At 48.4% G+C, this 17201-nt stretch carries 14 protein-coding genes; 9 read left to right on the plus strand and 5 right to left on the minus strand.

Annotated elements, in window-relative coordinates:
- Positions 1–185: 185 nt before the first annotated feature.
- On the minus strand, positions 186–734 hold the full coding sequence (locus AC4PM4_RS11185; RefSeq protein ID WP_076287542.1) for a GNAT family N-acetyltransferase: 549 nt from the start codon (positions 732–734) through the stop codon (positions 186–188).
- A 31-nt stretch (positions 735–765) separates the two neighbouring features.
- Positions 766–1023, minus strand: coding sequence for a DUF2164 domain-containing protein (locus tag AC4PM4_RS11190; protein ID WP_491613621.1), 258 nt, complete (start codon positions 1021–1023; stop codon positions 766–768).
- Between the two features lie 261 nt (positions 1024–1284).
- Here AC4PM4_RS11190 and AC4PM4_RS11195 point away from each other — a divergent pair, with 261 nt between their 5' ends.
- A complete protein-coding gene (locus AC4PM4_RS11195) occupies positions 1285–2994 on the plus strand; it encodes a glutamine--tRNA ligase/YqeY domain fusion protein (RefSeq protein WP_162842457.1) in 1710 nt (569 codons plus the stop codon).
- Positions 2995–3372: 378 nt separating this feature from the next.
- Here AC4PM4_RS11195 and AC4PM4_RS11200 read toward each other — a convergent pair whose 3' ends face one another.
- Positions 3373–4599, minus strand: coding sequence for an MFS transporter (locus tag AC4PM4_RS11200; protein WP_063566968.1), 1227 nt, complete (start codon positions 4597–4599; stop codon positions 3373–3375).
- A 96-nt stretch (positions 4600–4695) separates the two neighbouring features.
- Here AC4PM4_RS11200 and mobA point away from each other — a divergent pair, with 96 nt between their 5' ends.
- Positions 4696–5304 (plus strand): molybdenum cofactor guanylyltransferase, encoded by a 609-nt coding sequence (gene mobA / locus AC4PM4_RS11205; RefSeq protein WP_072733943.1) that lies wholly within the window; start codon positions 4696–4698, stop codon positions 5302–5304.
- Positions 5305–5336: 32 nt separating this feature from the next.
- Here the strand turns inward: mobA and AC4PM4_RS11210 are convergent, their stop codons facing one another.
- Entirely contained in the window at positions 5337–6311 is a 975-nt protein-coding gene (locus tag AC4PM4_RS11210) for an AraC family transcriptional regulator (protein WP_072733658.1), read from the minus strand.
- A gap of 246 nt (positions 6312–6557) precedes the next feature.
- On the opposite strand from AC4PM4_RS11210, the gene AC4PM4_RS11215 reads away from it, so the two are divergent.
- The 6 genes from AC4PM4_RS11215 to AC4PM4_RS11240 all read left to right on the plus strand — a co-directional run bounded on the left by AC4PM4_RS11215 (position 6558) and on the right by AC4PM4_RS11240 (position 14791).
- On the plus strand, positions 6558–8561 hold the full coding sequence (locus tag AC4PM4_RS11215; protein WP_491613622.1) for a beta-galactosidase: 2004 nt from the start codon (positions 6558–6560) through the stop codon (positions 8559–8561).
- A 130-nt stretch (positions 8562–8691) separates the two neighbouring features.
- The gene (locus tag AC4PM4_RS11220; protein ID WP_491613623.1) at positions 8692–10482 is read left to right on the plus strand and encodes a sensor histidine kinase; all 1791 of its coding nucleotides are present in this window, start codon (positions 8692–8694) and stop codon (positions 10480–10482) included.
- Entirely contained in the window at positions 10479–11579 is a 1101-nt protein-coding gene (locus tag AC4PM4_RS11225; protein WP_400347701.1) for a response regulator, read from the plus strand. Before AC4PM4_RS11220 ends, AC4PM4_RS11225 begins: the two co-directional genes overlap by 4 nt.
- A gap of 144 nt (positions 11580–11723) precedes the next feature.
- Complete coding sequence (locus tag AC4PM4_RS11230; RefSeq protein WP_063566932.1) at positions 11724–13004, plus strand: ABC transporter substrate-binding protein; 1281 nt, start codon at positions 11724–11726, stop codon at positions 13002–13004.
- Between the two features lie 78 nt (positions 13005–13082).
- Positions 13083–13967, plus strand: a complete 885-nt coding sequence (locus AC4PM4_RS11235; protein ID WP_064641854.1) for a carbohydrate ABC transporter permease — start codon at positions 13083–13085, stop codon at positions 13965–13967.
- Entirely contained in the window at positions 13964–14791 is an 828-nt protein-coding gene (locus tag AC4PM4_RS11240; protein ID WP_024632759.1) for a carbohydrate ABC transporter permease, read from the plus strand. Before AC4PM4_RS11235 ends, AC4PM4_RS11240 begins: the two co-directional genes overlap by 4 nt.
- A gap of 115 nt (positions 14792–14906) precedes the next feature.
- On the opposite strand, the gene AC4PM4_RS11245 is transcribed toward AC4PM4_RS11240, so the two are convergent.
- The gene (locus tag AC4PM4_RS11245) at positions 14907–16394 is read right to left on the minus strand and encodes an aminotransferase-like domain-containing protein (protein WP_491613624.1); all 1488 of its coding nucleotides are present in this window, start codon (positions 16392–16394) and stop codon (positions 14907–14909) included.
- Positions 16395–16553: 159 nt separating this feature from the next.
- Between AC4PM4_RS11245 and AC4PM4_RS11250 the strand changes: the two genes are divergently transcribed.
- Complete coding sequence (locus tag AC4PM4_RS11250; protein WP_090808961.1) at positions 16554–17162, plus strand: LysE/ArgO family amino acid transporter; 609 nt, start codon at positions 16554–16556, stop codon at positions 17160–17162.
- Positions 17163–17201 lie beyond the last annotated feature (39 nt).

Raw genomic sequence — 17201 nt, forward strand, 5'->3', positions numbered from 1 at the left:
GAAGAAGTCGGATCGAGAGATTCGAAGTTATATGGATGCATAAATGCGCAAATTAGATAAGCCCCTCCTTATTCTCCACATGTTGTGGAGTAGGAGGGGCTTTAAGAGTTGATGTATGCCATTGTGAGGAACATATTTCGTAGTAGTAAATAGTCCTCCAACCATTCAAATTATGTAAGTCTAATTTAGCGTAAAAGTTCCCATTCATGCTGCAGCATGCCATACACCGCATGGTTAACATAGCCCTTAGGCAGTTTCTCAGCCTGACGAATAACGCCTTCAAGGACGAATCCAAGCCGTTCAGGGATGGCCCGGCTCCGCTTGTTGTTGGTTGCTGAACGAATCTCGACACGGTTCAGATCCAGGGTGACGAGAGCGTAGTCGACCAGAACACGGCATGCGCTGGTCATCAAGCCTTGACCTTCAAAACCTTTGCCAAGCCAGTATCCGATGCTTACCGAGCGGTTGGTCCAGTTGATTTCGTGGAAGCCGATGATGCCTGCAAGATCGCCTTTTAGCCAGACACCTGCGGTGAAACCGCCGTTGTCAGCACCCTGTTTCAATGCATTGCTGATAAAATTTGAAGTGTGCTCAATCTCGGTCACGTTGTCCACCCACGGTAACCAATGCCTCAACTGGTCCCGCGAGCGGTCCGTGAGTTCGAACAACGGTTTGGTGTGTTCCATGGCAAGTGGGCGGAGTTCGGTATATTCATCCAATGAATAGGTAAACATGAGTGCAACCTTCTTTCTTTAAAATAATGAATTATCGGGAATTCTTCGGTAGCTTGCGCTCCAATGCAAACAGGTCTTCTTCCATCGAGGCCATGCGTTGATTCACCGTAGTACGGGCGTCACCCAGTGCCTCATTATATATGAAGGGAGCCAACTGGGTCATGAAAAGATCCAGCACACCCCAAGCTGCCAGATCGCCCAGTTCTTCGCCGCGTTCCTCTTCGAAATACGACTGGATGGTACGTATGGCTTCATCCTGTTGTTCTTTGGACAGTTTTAGCGCGTTCAATGGGAAACCCTCCCTTAAATTCTGTTTTTCTATCATGCTACATGATTCGTGCGAACCCGTCAAAATGGTTTTGGGCCTATCTTGTGTGTAACTGATCCTGATTTTGGGGCGTTATTTATTGAACTCCTCCCTCGTTAAAGGTATATTTAAATGAAACGCGTACGAAACTTTCCAAGAAAATAGATTTTTTCAGGAAATGACTTCGTTATAAAGGGATTTTAGCCGGAATTGCTGCAAATTCCTGAAAGCTCCAATCAATTCATGAAAGGTTTGATACCTGTGGACAATCGTACAACCCCACCTAACTTTATCAAAAATATTATTACCGAAGATCTCCGGTCAGGGAAAGTCCAGGAAGTCATTACCCGTTTTCCTCCGGAACCGAACGGTTATCTGCATATCGGCCATGCCAAAGCGATCTGGATTAACTTTGCACTGGGTGGCGAATTTGGCGGCAAAACAAATCTGCGCTTCGATGACACGAATCCGGTCAAGGAAGATGTAGAGTATGTTCAATCGATTCAGGAAGACGTGAAATGGCTCGGATATGAGTGGAGCGAGAAACGTTTTGCTTCCGATTATTTTGATGAAATGTACAGCCGCGCGGTCTTGCTGATCCAAAAAGGCAAAGCTTATATCGACGACCAAAGCGCTGACGAAATCCGTGCTATGCGTGGAACGCTCACTGAGCCGGGCAAGAACAGCCCGTACCGTGATCGCACTGTAGAAGAGAATCTGGACCTGTTCACACGGATGCGTGCAGGCGAATTCCAGAACGGTGAGAAAGTGCTGCGCGCCAAGATTGATATGGCTTCACCGAACATCAACCTGCGTGATCCGGTCATTTACCGTATTGCTCATGCACATCATCATAATACGGGTGACAAATGGTGCATCTATCCGATGTACGCATTCGCACATCCACTTGAAGATGCAATTGAAGGCGTAACCCACTCCCTCTGCTCCCTGGAGTTTGAGGACCAACGTCCATTCTATGATTGGGTTATTGCCGAATGTGAGATGGAGAACCAACCACATCAATATGAGTTTGGCCGCCTGAACCTGTCGCAAATGGTGACAAGTAAACGGAAGCTGAAACTGCTCGTGGATGAAGGACATGTGGATGGATGGGATGATCCGCGCATGCCAACGATTTCGGGTCTGCGCCGCCGGGGATATACACCGGAAGCGATTCGTGATTTCGTATTCGAAACAGGCATTTCCAAAAGCCAAGGCGTTATCGACCTGCAAACGCTGGAGCACTTTGTACGTGAAGATCTGAAATTGAAAGCTCCGCGCACGATGGCTGTCCTGCACCCACTCAAAGTAGTCATTACCAACTACCCTGAAGGGCAAGTGGAATGGCTCGAAGCTGAGAACAATGTGGAGAACCCGGAGATGGGCAATCGCCAAATTCCGTTCTCTCGCGAGATTTACATTGAACAAGACGATTTCATGGAAAATCCACCGAACAAATATTTCCGTTTGTTCCCTGGCAACGAAGTTCGTCTGAAACATGCGTATTTCATCAAATGTAACGATGTAATCAAGGATGCAGAAGGCAATGTGACTGAAATCCATTGTACCTATGATGTGGAAACGAAGAGCGGCAGTGGATTCACAGGCCGTAAAGTTAAAGGTACCATCCACTGGGTGGAAGCAAGCCAAGCGGTACCTGCTGAATTCCGTCTGTATGAACCTCTGATCGCCGCAGAAGCACCGGATGCTGAAGAGGAAACAGAGCTTGAAGAGCAACCGGAGAAAACGTTCCTGGATCAATTGAATCCAAACTCTCTTGAAGTCGTTCAAGGGTTTGTGGAGCAAGAGATGAAGGAAGCGAAAGCACAGGATAAATTCCAGTTCTTCCGTCATGGTTACTTCAGCGTTGATCCGAAACATTCCGAGCCAGGCCGTCCGGTATTTAACCGGGTAGTATCCCTGAAAAGCTCGTTCCAACTGCCAAAAGCATAAGGTTAAGTACAAAGGTAGAACAATAGGTGAAGTTAGAGGTTTAGGGTGAGAAAACAAGTTAGGGTTATACGCCTAAGCTGTAAACCTAAATCCATAAACGTAAAAGGCGTCTCCAGGGCAACATGCCAATGGAGACGCCTTTCTTTTTTACTACTACAATTCTTAATCTTTTGTTTCGGTTTTTTAAACGATGATGTTACACGATAACGGAGAGGACAGAAATAACCTGAAGAAGCGGAGCGTTCGCCTTTATCCCCGGATTTTCCCCTTTAAATAAGGGATTCAAAAAAATCTGGGGATAACAGCGATCGGAAGGTTGTTCTGTCATCGGAGTGCTCCAGTGTGACTTTGAACGTGCGAATAGCCTACAACAAAAAATTACCTTTCACCCATTTCCGTCAACACAGTTGGCTGATAGCCGTTGCGGCGGTTCGAGAGCCACATGATTGCAAAACCAACAGCACCGATCAGGGAGAAGAATACCCCGATGTTATACATTACTTCAGCACCAAAGCTCTGGAACAGCCAGCCGCCAAACAGGCCGGCAATGACACCAGAGAGGCCGCCCCAGGCCATTGTATACACGGCCTGACCAGAGGAACGGTACGGCCTTGGAATGAACAGCATCGTCAGCTGGGTTCCTACATAGAAATACCCGCCGAACGTAATGGAGTGCATGAGCTGAATGAACACAATCTCTAACGGATTGTTCGCTAAGGCCATGAGCTGCCAGCGGATGGCGAACAACAGACTGATCAGGATGAGCGATGATAGAAGCATGCTCATTTTGCGTTTGAGAAAACGGTCCAGGAGTAAGAAAACACCCACTTCAAGGATGGATGATGTGAAGATGGCCCAGCCAACCATCTGTTTATCGCCACCCATTTCCACGATGTATAATGACATAAATGTACTGTTCATGGCGTTGGGTACGGAAACGAGCACCCCAAGCCCGATAAAGATCATAAAGTACGGATTGAACATCACCCTGCCGAAACGTCGAAAGCTCACTACAGGTGTATCTGAAGCGATCGGCTGTCTGGGTAGAAACAAGGCAAAGACAAAGGCAATGACAATCATGAAGGCAAAGACAATCGATACACTGCCCGCTCCCAGGCGGTCAATCAGCGGTCCGGCAGCCACAGCGGTTAGAGCCCAACCCAGCGATCCCCAAAGCCGAAACGTACCGAATTTCTGAGTTGTGCCATCGATATAACCGAGAATCAGGCTGTTGGTTTGGGCAAACAGTGGACTTTGAAAAAAATAAAAAAAGATCATGGCTGCATAAATCCAGGCATACGTAGGCGCATAGAATACGGCCTGAGCAAGCACAAAGGTGCCACCCATCATCATCATCAGAATAATGCGAATATTGCGTGATTTATCGCTCCAGAAGCCCCAGAACGGATTAGCGAACAAGGATACAAACGGACCAATCGCCATCAGACTGCCAATCTCCAATTTGGTCATCCCGATTTCCTGCAAATACAACTGAAGAAAACCGGCGAAGATTGAAATGGCTCCATAAATGAAAAAGTTATATAGTTTCAGCGAAACCAAAGAGGGATTGCCTCTTCCGGGTGCATATCTGTCCAATAGAGCCATTCCTTTCAGAATCATATTCTTCAATGTATCATTTGTTGAAAGGGTATTCAATGTATAGAATAAGTTTATTGAACGAGGAGGATTACCGTGAGCACGATGGAATGGACAGGTATTGTATTGGCAGGAGGTTTATCCCGCCGTATGGGTTCCAATAAGGCATTGTTGGAATGGAATGGTTCCAGCGTGCTGGAGCAGGTCATCCAAGCGATGGCACCAGCTGTGAATAGTATTATCGTTTCCGCAGGAGCCAACACGGCTGCATACAAGGCATTGCCCTATGACTGCGTTCAGGATTATTACCCTGGGAAGGGACCGCTGGCAGGGTTGCATGCCGCGCTGAAAGCCTCGCAGACAGACTGGAACCTTGTCTGCGCCTGTGATATGCCGCTTATAGAGCCATCCTTTTTCAAAGGTATGAAGTGGCTCACCGAATCAGGTCAAGAGCATCAAGCGATCGTTCCACGACTGGCAGGGCGTGTTCATCCGCTTGCAGGTGCATATCATAGACATGTTCTCCCCGAACTTGAACAGCGCTTAATAGATAATAGACTGAAAGTAACCCAATGGCTTGAAGAGATCAGCTGCCGATATGTCGACGTCGATGAGCTGGAAAGCGCTGGTGTCCATGATGTGGCCATTCAGCTTAGTAATATGAATACCCCGGAAGAGTATGAGCATATTCGCAACAGATCATACGGCCCTTAACCCATCTATTCATTCATCTTCTGATTCCTTTCTTAGTCCGATTCGGTCTCCCAACTCTGATCCACTGGACCCGATTCGTTGGATAGATCCTGAACGGCGTTGCGATATTGAAGTGGACTCTGGCCCGTCCATCGTTTGAATTGCCGACTGAAGTGCGACAGATGGGTGTAGCCCAGCTTCCATGCAATTTCCCCCAAAGAGAGCTTCGGCTGTTCGATCAGTACTTTGGCTTCCTGCAGCTTCAGGCTGGACAGGTAGGCCCGTGGAGATTGTCCGTATACCTTGCGAAAGATCTGCAACCCATATCCCGGACTGATGCCAAATGAGGATATGATCTGTTCCACTTTGACGGTGGATACATTGCCCTCTTTGATTCGGAGCTGGGTATGGAACGCCTGTTTGATGGCTTCTGCGATGGCTCCTGCATAATGCATGGCTGCGGGAGCTGGAGCATTAGGCGAAGCATCAGATCGGGTGGATAGTGGTTCACGGTCAGCTGCCTGGGACAGCAGGGCAAACAATTCAAACATGCGTGCCTGCATGATAAATTTGTCTGTGGAAGTGTATGCCTCCGATGTTCTGATCATGTTCATCCAGTTCTCCAGGACAGGGCGCATTTGCATATTATCTGTGGTGCCTGCCTCATAGATTCGGCTGTGATGTGACATCAGCTTCAGGGTAAATACGGGATCATCTACATTAAAATGAGCACTGAAGTACGTCATGCCCTCTGATGATACACATTGGTTTGTATGTTTGAATCCGGGTGGAATTAGCAGAATCGAACCTTCCTCAACCGTATAGGTATATCCGTGAATTACACTCTCCTGAGTCCCCTTTATAATCAGCATAATTTCAAAGCCCGGATGGCATTCCTCCGGCATCGCCCAACCGTATGGAACTTGTTGGCTGTGCGCTCCATAGAATTTAATGTTACAGTCGATAATAGGCAGCCAGTGAGCCAGTGTATGATGTGGCATTTCTCGCAGCTGCGATCGGATATCCATGACATTCACCTCGGAAAAGGGTAAAAATAACTCGCCTTGTACAATCGGCACCCATAGTATACTTCATTATAATCAGTTTAACGCCAACATTGAAAATCGCAGAACAGGAGAGCGTTCGGCAGATTGCTAAGTCTCTGATGTACTTCAATAGATAATAATGTAAACGTTATCATTTTTCAATTGGATCATTTCATTTTGTATAAATGCCAAGAGCTTCATACTTCCGGATGAAAAGGGGATTTTAACATGGACAAGTTATTGTACGGGGTAGCCTACTATGACGAATATATGCCTTATGAGCGATTGGACAAGGATATTCAGATGATGAAAGATGCAGGCATCAACGTGGTGCGGATTGCGGAATCAACATGGAGTACGCATGAACCACAGAATGGTGTATTCGACTTCTCCTCAGTAGATCGTGTTCTGGATGCCATGCATGCGGCGGGTATTCAGGTTATTGTGGGTACACCTACGTATGCTGTTCCGACGTGGATGGTCAAGGAGCACCCGGATGTTCTGGCAACAACGGTACAGGGACCGGGGAAATATGGGGCGCGGCAGATCATGGATATCACACATCCGACGTATCTGTTCTATGCGGAACGCATCATTCGCAAGCTGATTTCCCGTGTCAGTAAACACCCTGCCGTGATTGGTTATCAGACGGATAACGAAACGAAGCATTACAACACTGCCGGAGATAATGTACAATTGCAATTCGTCAAATATATGCGTAACAAGTTCAGCTCATTGGATGATCTGAACAAGGAATTTGGGCTGGATTACTGGAGTAACCGCATTAATAGCTGGGAGGACTTCCCGTCTGTTGTTGGTACAATCAACGGCAGTCTGGGAGCTGAATTTGCCAAATTCCAGCGCCAACTGGTAACTAACTTTCTAGCGTGGCAGGTCGGAATTGTAAATGAGTACAAACAGGAGGGGCAGTTTGTAACCCAGAATTTTGACTTCGACTGGCGTGGATATTCGTACGGCATTCAGGGAGATGTGGACCATTTTGCCGCATCCAAACCTTTTGACATCACCAGTGTGGACATCTACCATCCGTCGCAGGATGATCTGACCGGCATTGAGATTTCATTCGGTGGTGACGTGGCACGTTCCACCAAACAATCGAACTATCTCGTACTGGAGACGGAAGCGCAGGCTTTCTGGCATTGGGTTCCCTACCCCGGACAGCTTCGCCTTCAGGCGTTTAGCCACCTGGCATCGGGAGCAAACATGGTCGCCTATTGGCACTGGCATTCCTTGCATAATTCATTTGAGACGTATTGGAAAGGATTGCTGAGCCATGATTTTGAACCCAATCCGGTGTACAACGAGGCCAAAACGATCGGCCGGGATTTTGCCAGACTTAGCCCGCAACTTGTGAATTTGAAGAAAACGAATCGGGTAGCCGTGCTGTTCAGCAATGAGGCGTTGACGTCGATCAAGTGGTTCGGATTTAATTTTACGAGTGACAAAAAATACAACGACGTTATCCGCTGGATGTATGACGAATTATACAAAATGAATATTGGCTGTGATCTGATTGATCCGTCTGTGGAGAGTTATGAAGGCTATGATGTGATCGTTGTGCCTGCTTTGTACGCAGCTTCCGATGTCTTGCTTGAGAGGCTGAACCAATTCGTACAAGATGGTGGGCATGTCGTTTACTCCTTCAAGAGCGGATTCGCTAATGAGCATATTAAGGTCCGCTCTACCCACCAGCCTGGACTGATCAGTGAGGCTTGTGGCATCAGTTACAACCTTTTTGTAGAGCCGAAAAATGTGTCGCTTCGAGATGATCCGTTCGAGGTTGGAGAGGAACAGAATCAGATTCACACCTGGATGGAACTCATCACACCAACAACTGCAGAAGTGCTGGCCTGGTATGATCATCCTCACTGGGGAGAATATGCAGCAATTACTCAGAATACCTATGGCAAGGGCAAAGCAACGTACGTTGGATGTTATACCAGCTCCGCGGTGATCCGCAACGTGTTGGAGCGTGTCATGAAGGAAGCTGGACTGTGGGGAACCGATCAGGAATTGGCTTTTCCAATCATCGTGAAGAGCGGAGTGAATGATCAGGGGAATACGATTCGGTACTACTTTAACTACTCTGATCAGGCGACTTCGTTCGTGTATGCCTACGGGGACGGAACGGAACTTCTGGCAGGAATAGCGGTGTCCGGAGGGCAGAATATGAAGCTGGAACCATGGGGGTTCTGCATTATTGAGCAATAATGGGAAAACATAAATGAATTGACAAGTCTGTTTTCAATGATTATAAAAAGAATACCAAGACCAAAGCGCCCTCGGCTTCATGCTGGGGCGTTTATCTTATTTTAGCTCATAGCTCAGGAGTGGATGCCTCGTGTTTACCGAATTATATCGGAAGCTTACTGATCCGTTCAAACGCAGCATTCGCAACAAATTAATCCTCACCATGACGTTTCTGGCCATTCTGCCCGTCATTGCCATGACGGTTGTAGCAGCCGAAAATACCCGTTCTTCCATGGAAGAAGAGATCATGGAGACCAACCGTGCGAATATGAATTGGGCCTCCATCTATTTGGGTGAACAATTCGCGCGGATGAACAATCTCATCTATTCCATTCAGATCAGTGATGAGCTGCATCAGTATTTGGCATTGAACCAGGATGCTCCAGCTGCCAGCCGCTTCGATGAACAGAAGGCTGTGTTCAACATGCTGAACAGTGTATATTATTCGGCTGGCAACTATGTATTTGGCGTGGAATTGTACCTGAAGGAACTGGACACATTGTTTACCTTCAACTCGATGGAAAGCCGAATCCGATCGGTTCCGGACATTCCTTCGGCATACGATGAACTTTTTGAACAGCATAAGGACTTTACGATTATTAATGATCCGAACGATCCGGAGAAGTTCCATATGACCCGCAGCATGAACCGATTCGAGGATCAGGCGCAGATCGGCGCGATCAGTCTGGAAGTCAAGTGGGCCGAATTCAATCAGACATTGGAATTGCTGGACAGCCGGGGAGATTATGCGGTGTACATCGCGGATAGTACGGGAAGTCCGGTCTATCAGCCCAATAAGGAGATACAGCCTTCAGCAGAGGCACTGGAAAGGCTTGCAGCTACAAAGGATAGTTCCGGTTTCATTCGAACAGCCAAGGAATATGTATTCTATCATGCCATTGATCCGTCAGGAATGCGTCTGATCAAAATTGTACCTTCCCATGTCATCAATGAGAGTGCAATGGAAACGATGAAATATGGTCTTGTTGTGGGTGGGCTGGCTACCGTGGTTTCGGTGTTGTTGGCAGCATTAGTGGCTTGGCGAACATCCAAACCGATTGTCAGACTGGCGAATTCAATGAAGGGAATCCAGTTGATCAAGGACAAGGAAGTGGTGCGCAGTGGTCGGGTGGATGAGATTGGCCTGCTGGAGAAAAATCTGCATGGTATGGCAAGCCGCATTCGGGAGCATATCCGGGATAACTATCTCATGAATCTGGAGAAACAGACGGCCGAGCTCAAGGCGCTTCAGTCCCAGATTCACCCGCATTTTCTGCAAAATACGTTGCAGATGATCGGAGGTATGGTGTACTCACAGAAGCCGGCAGACAGTTATAAAGTTATTCGTGCACTAAGTGAGATGTTCCGTTATATTGTCAGAGCGCCGGATGGTCTCGTGCCATTACAGTCCGAATTGGACCAACTGGAGCATTATATGCTCATCCAGAAGCAGCGTTTTGGCAGCAGACTTGAATATAAACTGGAGATTGAAGGCGGGCTGAATGACTGTTACATTCCCAAGTTGTCCCTGCAACCGATTGTGGAGAATGCATTTGTTCATGGTCTGGAGAAAAAGCAGGGAGAGTGGAAATTGAACATTCAAGTTGTCCGAATAGATCATGAGGTAACCATCCGAATTTCCGATAATGGGATGGGCATGGATCAAGAGAGGCTGGCCGAGATGCAATCGAGACTGTCCAAGCTGTCCCAGCAAGGAGACAGAGTATGGAGCTCGGGGACTAGCATTGGTCTGGTCAATGCCGCATCACGCATTTTGATGCACTTTGGGCCTGCATACGGTATGAACATGGAGAGTGGGGAAGGACAGGGAACCCGTGTCACTGTTCGAATTCCTTGCCATACAGGAGGCGAGATCTCGTGAACAAGGATTATTATAGAGTGCTGTTAGTGGACGACGAGCCATGGAATAGAGATATTTTGCGCAATTTGGGCACGTGGGATGAGCTTGGCATGGTGGTAGCAGGTGAGGCAGAGGATGGCGGAGAGGCGATCCGGTTGGTCGAGCAGCATCAGCCCCATATTATCATTACAGACATGCGTATGCCGGGTAAAGACGGCGTGGAACTGCTCCAGACGCTGAGCGCACAATATCCGCATATCAAAGTGATTGTGGTTAGCGGTTATGATGATTTTAATTATGCGAAACATGCCATTCGTCACCGTGCCGCTGATTATCTGCTTAAGCCAGTAAATCCCGATGAATTGAATAACGTTCTGGCCAAGTGTAAACGTGAATTGGAAAAGACCGAGTCCGGGCCGGAGTCCTGGGAACCTTATCCTTCGGCTTTTTCTGGCGAATTCTCGTTGTTCCAGCAGCAGGCACGCTTGCGTTTTAACGACTTGAACGTTCAGGGATTGCATGAGCTGTTCGGGCAGCTGGAGCACCGACTTGATACCAGTGATATCCAAAGACCGCAACAGCTGGGGCGGATTGCATATGAATTGCAGACGCTGCTGGGCGAGCTGTGTGTTTCCAACGGCTTATGTGAGCAACCTGTAGCAGCTGTGCTCCCGCCGCCGACGGCTCTGGCGTCCATCGCATCGGCGGTGGACTGGATATCAGCGCCTTACTATACTTCGTTGGAGCAGCTGATTGCGCAGCGCAAATTCAAGAACAAGCTGAACCTGGATGAGGTGAAGCAATATATCGATCAGCATTGCATGGAGATGATTACGCTGGAGCAGCTTGCCCAGATCTTTTTTGTCAGCAAAGAATATCTCAGCAAGGTGTTCAAAAAAGAACACAGCGTGAATGTGACCGACTATATTGTCCAGTTACGGATGGCAAGAGCCAAGGAGTGGGTGCTCGATGATCAGATTCCATTCAAACATATTGCTGAGATGACGGGTTATGAGGATGTATCGTACTTTTACCGGGTGTTCAAGAAACACTTCGGAGTTTCGCCTGGAGAGATGCGAAAGGGACAACCTCGAATATCAGGTAACAGCCCTAAATAATTCGTTCACAGAGAGCTTACTGTTGGATTAAGGTTTAAAATAATCCAATAAATGAGTCTAATAATGTCCAATGAAGCGCTTTCATTTCGTGATATATAATGATCCTATGAAAGACAAACCAGTTACACCGGGAGGTCATAAGAGATGAAAGTATGGAAAAGCGTAGCAAGTGCGGTACTTGTGAGTGTTCTGCTCGCAGGCTGCGGTTCCAATGCGGGTACGGATGGTAAGACGGAGGGAACTGCATCGGGCAGTACGGTGTCCCTCAAAGTATTCATTGCACAGCCGCGGCTGAAAGAACATTACGATAAATATATAGAACAGTTCAAAGCCAAGGAGAAAGCCGAAAAGAATATTGAGGTCAACGTACAACTGGAGATGCCGCCAGCAGATAATGCGCCTCAGATTCTGAAAACACGACTTGCCTCCAATGATGCACCGGACGTGTTCGCACTTCATGCGGTCAATGAAATTCCACCGTTCAGCAAAGCAGGTTATCTGGAAGACCTGTCGGGTCAACCTTTTGTCGATAAATTACTGGATTCCGTTAAGCCTTCCGTAACGGATGCATCGGGTAAAGTCGTGGCCGTTCCTTTGGAAACGTTATCTTGGGGATACCTGTACAATAAGGATATTTTCAAAGAGCAGGGGATAGAGGTACCTACAACTTTGACGGAAATGAAAGCGGTCGTGGAAAAGCTGAAAGCAGCCAACATCACCCCGTTTGAACTTTCATACAAAGAAGCCTGGATTCCACAACTGTTCCTGCCACTTACTGTAGGTGCACTGACTCAGTCAGAACATAAAGACTTCTTGGATAAGATGAATCAGGATCAAGGTTCCTTCTCGGATATGAAATCCTTGTTCGACATCTTCGATCTCGTCAATGCCAATGGAACGGAGAAAGCACTCGAAGTGGGCGGCGATGATGGTTCAGCAGCCTTTGCAACAGGCAAAGCAGCAATGTGGATTCAAGGACCTTGGTTCGCGGAAACCATCCTGAAGTCCAATCCGGATATCAACTTCGGCGTAGCTCCACTGCCGATCAATGACAACCCGGATGATACCAAAATCAACCTGAGCACATCGACTTCACTGGCCGTATCTTCCTCCAGCAAAAACAAGGAAGTGGCACTCGACTTCGTGAACTATGTTCTCGATGACAAGGACTCAAGTGCATTCTACGAAGCACTGAAATTCAATCCGGTTGCCAAAATTCATGACTTCAAAAGTTTCCCTTGGGTAGACGATGCCCTGAAATATGTTAATGAAGGCAAAGCGTATCAGGATCCATCCATTCCTCAAGCGGTTAAGGATGAATCAGGCAAAGCGCTGCAAGGTTACTACTCCGGACAACTGGATCAGCAGCAGGTGATTGATGCGCTCGACAAGGCGTGGAAATCCTACAACAAAGTCAACAAGTAAGCAGATGAAACGGCTGGCAGAACGGTCTTCGTTCCCCCGTTTCCGCGAGTATGCTTATAGTGAAAAGGGGGAGAACCAATGGCTACGAATGTATTCAAGAAGTATCTGTCGCTGCTAGCGTTCACTGCGCCTGCCTTTGTCATCTATGCCATTTTCCTGCTGTATCCCACATTTAGCGGCTTGTTCTACAGCTTGACGGACTGGAATGGTCTGAACCGGGATTACAGTTTTATCGGTCTGGGGAACTTCGTGGAACTGTTCAAGGAAGATCCCGACTTTCTGAATTCCCTGTGGTTCACGTTGAAATATGTGGTGTTTATGCTGATTCTGCAAAATGGAATTGCCTTGCTGCTCGCCGTGTTCATTGAGACACGGACGCGCAGCAAGGGGTTATTCCGGACCCTGTTTTTCATGCCGAACATGATCAGTACAATCATCAGCGCCTTTATGTGGACATTCATCTTCTCCCAGGTGCTGCCGCAGCTGGCCGAGAAGTTGGCGGTCTCCTTTTTGGACCAACAGTGGCTGGGTGATCCGAAATTTTCATTCTACTCCATCCTGATCGTATCGCTCTGGAATGGTGTGGGGTATATGATGATCATCTATCTGGCTGCACTCCAGGGTGTGCCGAAGAGTCTGAAGGAAGCGGCTGTTATTGATGGAGCCAACGCGTTCCAGGTACTGCGTAATGTCGTATTACCGATGATCACTCATGCCGTGACGATCTGTTTCTTCCTGACACTGAACGGAGCCTTCAAAGTATTTGAAGTTGTGTACGGTCTGACAGGTGGCGGTCCAGGCAGAGCAACTCAGGTCATTACGATGAATATTTATGAAGAGGCATTCTCCAACAATTTTAGATACGGATATGCCAGTGCCAAGTCGGTTGTGTTATTCGTCATCGTGCTCATCTTCACGCTCATTCAGATTACGGTGATGAAGAAGAAAGAGGTGGAAGCATGAGGATGCAACGAATTAACAGCTACCTTATTCGACTGCTGCTGGTGCTGGGCTCCCTCGTCGCAATGCTGCCAATCTACATGGCGATTGTGAACTCATTCAAAACACAAGGCGAAATGTTTCAGTCTTTTATAGCTCTCCCAACGACATTTCATTGGGAAAACTACTCGGATGCATTTAACAAAATCAACCTGCTGGGCAGCTCCTTGAACTCGGCGATTGTATCCTTCCTGGGGATTGGTGGTATTGTATTCTGCGCTTCATTGGCCGGATACAAGCTGTCGCGTACTTCAGGCAGATTGAGCAACCTGATCTTCTTCCTGTTCGTGGCATCCATGCTCGTTCCTTTTCACTCGATCATGATTCCGCTGACACGGGTTGCCAAAGGACTTCACGTTCAAGGTAGCACATACGGATTGGCCCTGATCTATATCGGACTTGGTGTGAACATGGCGATCTTCCTGTATCACGGGTTTGTTAAGTCCATCCCGCGTGAATTGGAAGAATCGGCACAGATGGATGGATGTAATGAGTTCCAGACGTTCTTCCAGATCATCTTCCCATTGTTGCTGCCAATTACGGTCACCATCGCCATCTTGGACTTCCTGTGGATATGGAATGACTTCCTGTTGCCACTACTCATGCTGACGGATGTAAATCGTTATACGCTGATTCTGTCCACGAACATGCTGTTTGGCGAGTACAATAAGGAATGGCCGTTGATTCTATCCTCCCTGGTACTGACCGCGATTCCGGTGGTTCTCATCTATGCGTTCTTCCAAAAGTTCATCATGGAGGGGATTGCAGAGGGTGCGGTAAAAGGGTAAAGAAAACCTGCCTGCGATCTAGACGAGACGTGTCTGTCTTATGAATACAAAAATTCAAAAGAACCGCCTTGATCGGAGGGATGTCACTCCTTCCGATCAAGGCGGTTCTTTCATTTCATGATGTCATCAGCTTTTTGACTGTCTGTGCCAGAAGGTGAAGGCCCCGCTCCATCTCATCCGGTGAAGCATAGGCATAGGACAGACGAATGTGCTCTGCATCTAGGCGGTCATAAAGATAACCCGGATGAATCAGCACATGATTCTCCAGACAGGCATGGAACAGTTCGCGAATGGAAAGAGGACTGACGGTAAATCTGAGCCAGATATAAAAGCCTCCGGCAGGTATGCTCCACTCGACGAGTTCAGCGAAATCGCGTTGCAGAAGCTGGATCATGAAGTCTCTGCGTCTGCGCAGTTCTGGCCGCAGGCGATCCATATGCTGCTCGTGGTATCCATCGGCAAACCAGAGTGCAGCAGCCTCCTGAGCGAGGGAGCTGGTGCCATAATCCGTCTGCATCTTGATGTCTGCGAGGCGACGGATGACCGGCTCCGGCCCAACCAGCCAGCCGAGGCGCAGACCGGGGCTCACCGCCTTGGACAAGGTGCCCATGTGCAGCACCCGTCCTTCTTTATCACGCGCCTTCAGCGCTGGCGGCGGGAGCTCGTCCAGCCACAGGTCGCTATAAGCGGCATCTTCCAATATGGAGATGCCGGTGTTCCGCGCTGTGGCGAGAATTTCTTCCCGGCGGCTGTCACTCATGACGGAGCCAGTAGGATTGTGGAAGCTCGGAATCGTATAGAGCAGTGAGATGCTGTCCCTGTTTGCATTGTTCTGTACGGCATCTTCCAGACGCGGAGTGTGTAAGCCTTCGGCATCCATCGGAATGCCACTCATTTTCAATCCGGCGGATTGGAAGGCATGAATGGAGTACAGATAAGATGGTTTCTCCAGCAGAACTGCCGATCCGCGGGGCAGAAGCCCAACTGAAATAAGGTGCAGTGCCTGAAGAGAGCCGGATACGATCAGAATGGAGTCAGCGGAGGCTTGGATGCCGCTTGCTTGCAAGTAAACGGACAAAGCCTGTCGGAGCTCCAGACTACCCTGTGGTTCGAGGTAGTTTAGTGTACGAGAACGACTGGATAGAGCAAGGAGGATGTCATTAAAAGCCTCCTGGGGCATCAGCTCAGGTGCAAGCTCACCTGTACCAAGTCTGATGATGTCTGGCTGGAACTCAGCCCGGTTAATCTGCTGTACCTCTGGCAGATTGGGATAATACCAGCCTTCTTCGATGGCTTCCTCCCAGTTGGGCAGAGCTCCGTGAGCCAGCGCATGCCAGCCAGAGCCACAGACATAGGTTCCGCCGCCATGTCTGCCTTCAATCATGCCTGCGGCAGCCAGATTTTCCAGTGCAGTAACCAGCGTGCTGCGGTTCACACCCATGGTTTGAGCCAATGTCCGTTGTGATGGAAGCCGATATCCTGCTGTCCATTCGCCGGCAGTAATTTTCTCGCTGATATAGACTTCAATCTGTCGGTACAGAGGTAAGGAATGGGAGGGGTCCGGCTTCCAGCTGCCCCCCTGTCGAGAATCAGAACGATTCATGGGCAGGTTTGCCTCCTTTATAGAATGAGTGATGGGATTTACGTTTTCTCTTATTTTGAACACTATATCATTTGGTTGGGTCCGATGCCATCCAAGTGGTTGGTTACGCCTGATGTTATCTCTACTACTATGGAGACATGGCTATAAGGGGGATGAACGATGGGGGTAATTATTCACGCGGTGGTGCTGGCGTTTGGACTGATTTTGCCACTTGGTGTACAAAATGTGTTTATTTTTAATCAGGGCATGAGTCAGCGAAGTTATGCGCGGGCGCTGCCAGCGATAGTAACCGCAGGACTCAGTGATACGTTGTTGATTGGTGCAGCGGTCGGAGGGGTGTCCCTCATTTTGCTGCAATGGCCGCTGCTGGCGAGTTTATTGTATGCAGGAGGGAGTGTATTTTTACTCTATATGGCATGGAGCATTTGGAGGTCATCCGGCCCTGCCAATAGTTCAGCAGCAGTGCTATCTGCGGGAAGACAGATCGCTTTTGCAGCTTCCGTTTCCTTGCTTAACCCGCATGCCCTGCTGGACACGGTAGCCGTAATCGGAACCAGTTCACTTCAATACGAAGGGGTCACACGTTTTTATTTTGCAATAACGGCGGCAGTAGTATCATGGGTATGGTTTCTGGGACTGGCGGGTGCAGGCAGGCTAGTAGGTAGAACAGACCGTACAGGCTGGGTCAGTGTTTTCTTCAATCGGTTATCCGCTGTAGTCATGGTCGGAATGGCGGGCATGATGCTGTGGAAGCTGATTCTATCGTAAAAATAGAAAAGAATCCCCTCACGTTAAACGTGTGGGGAT

It is taken from the genome of Paenibacillus sp. MDV22-iso6 (assembly GCF_058408365.1).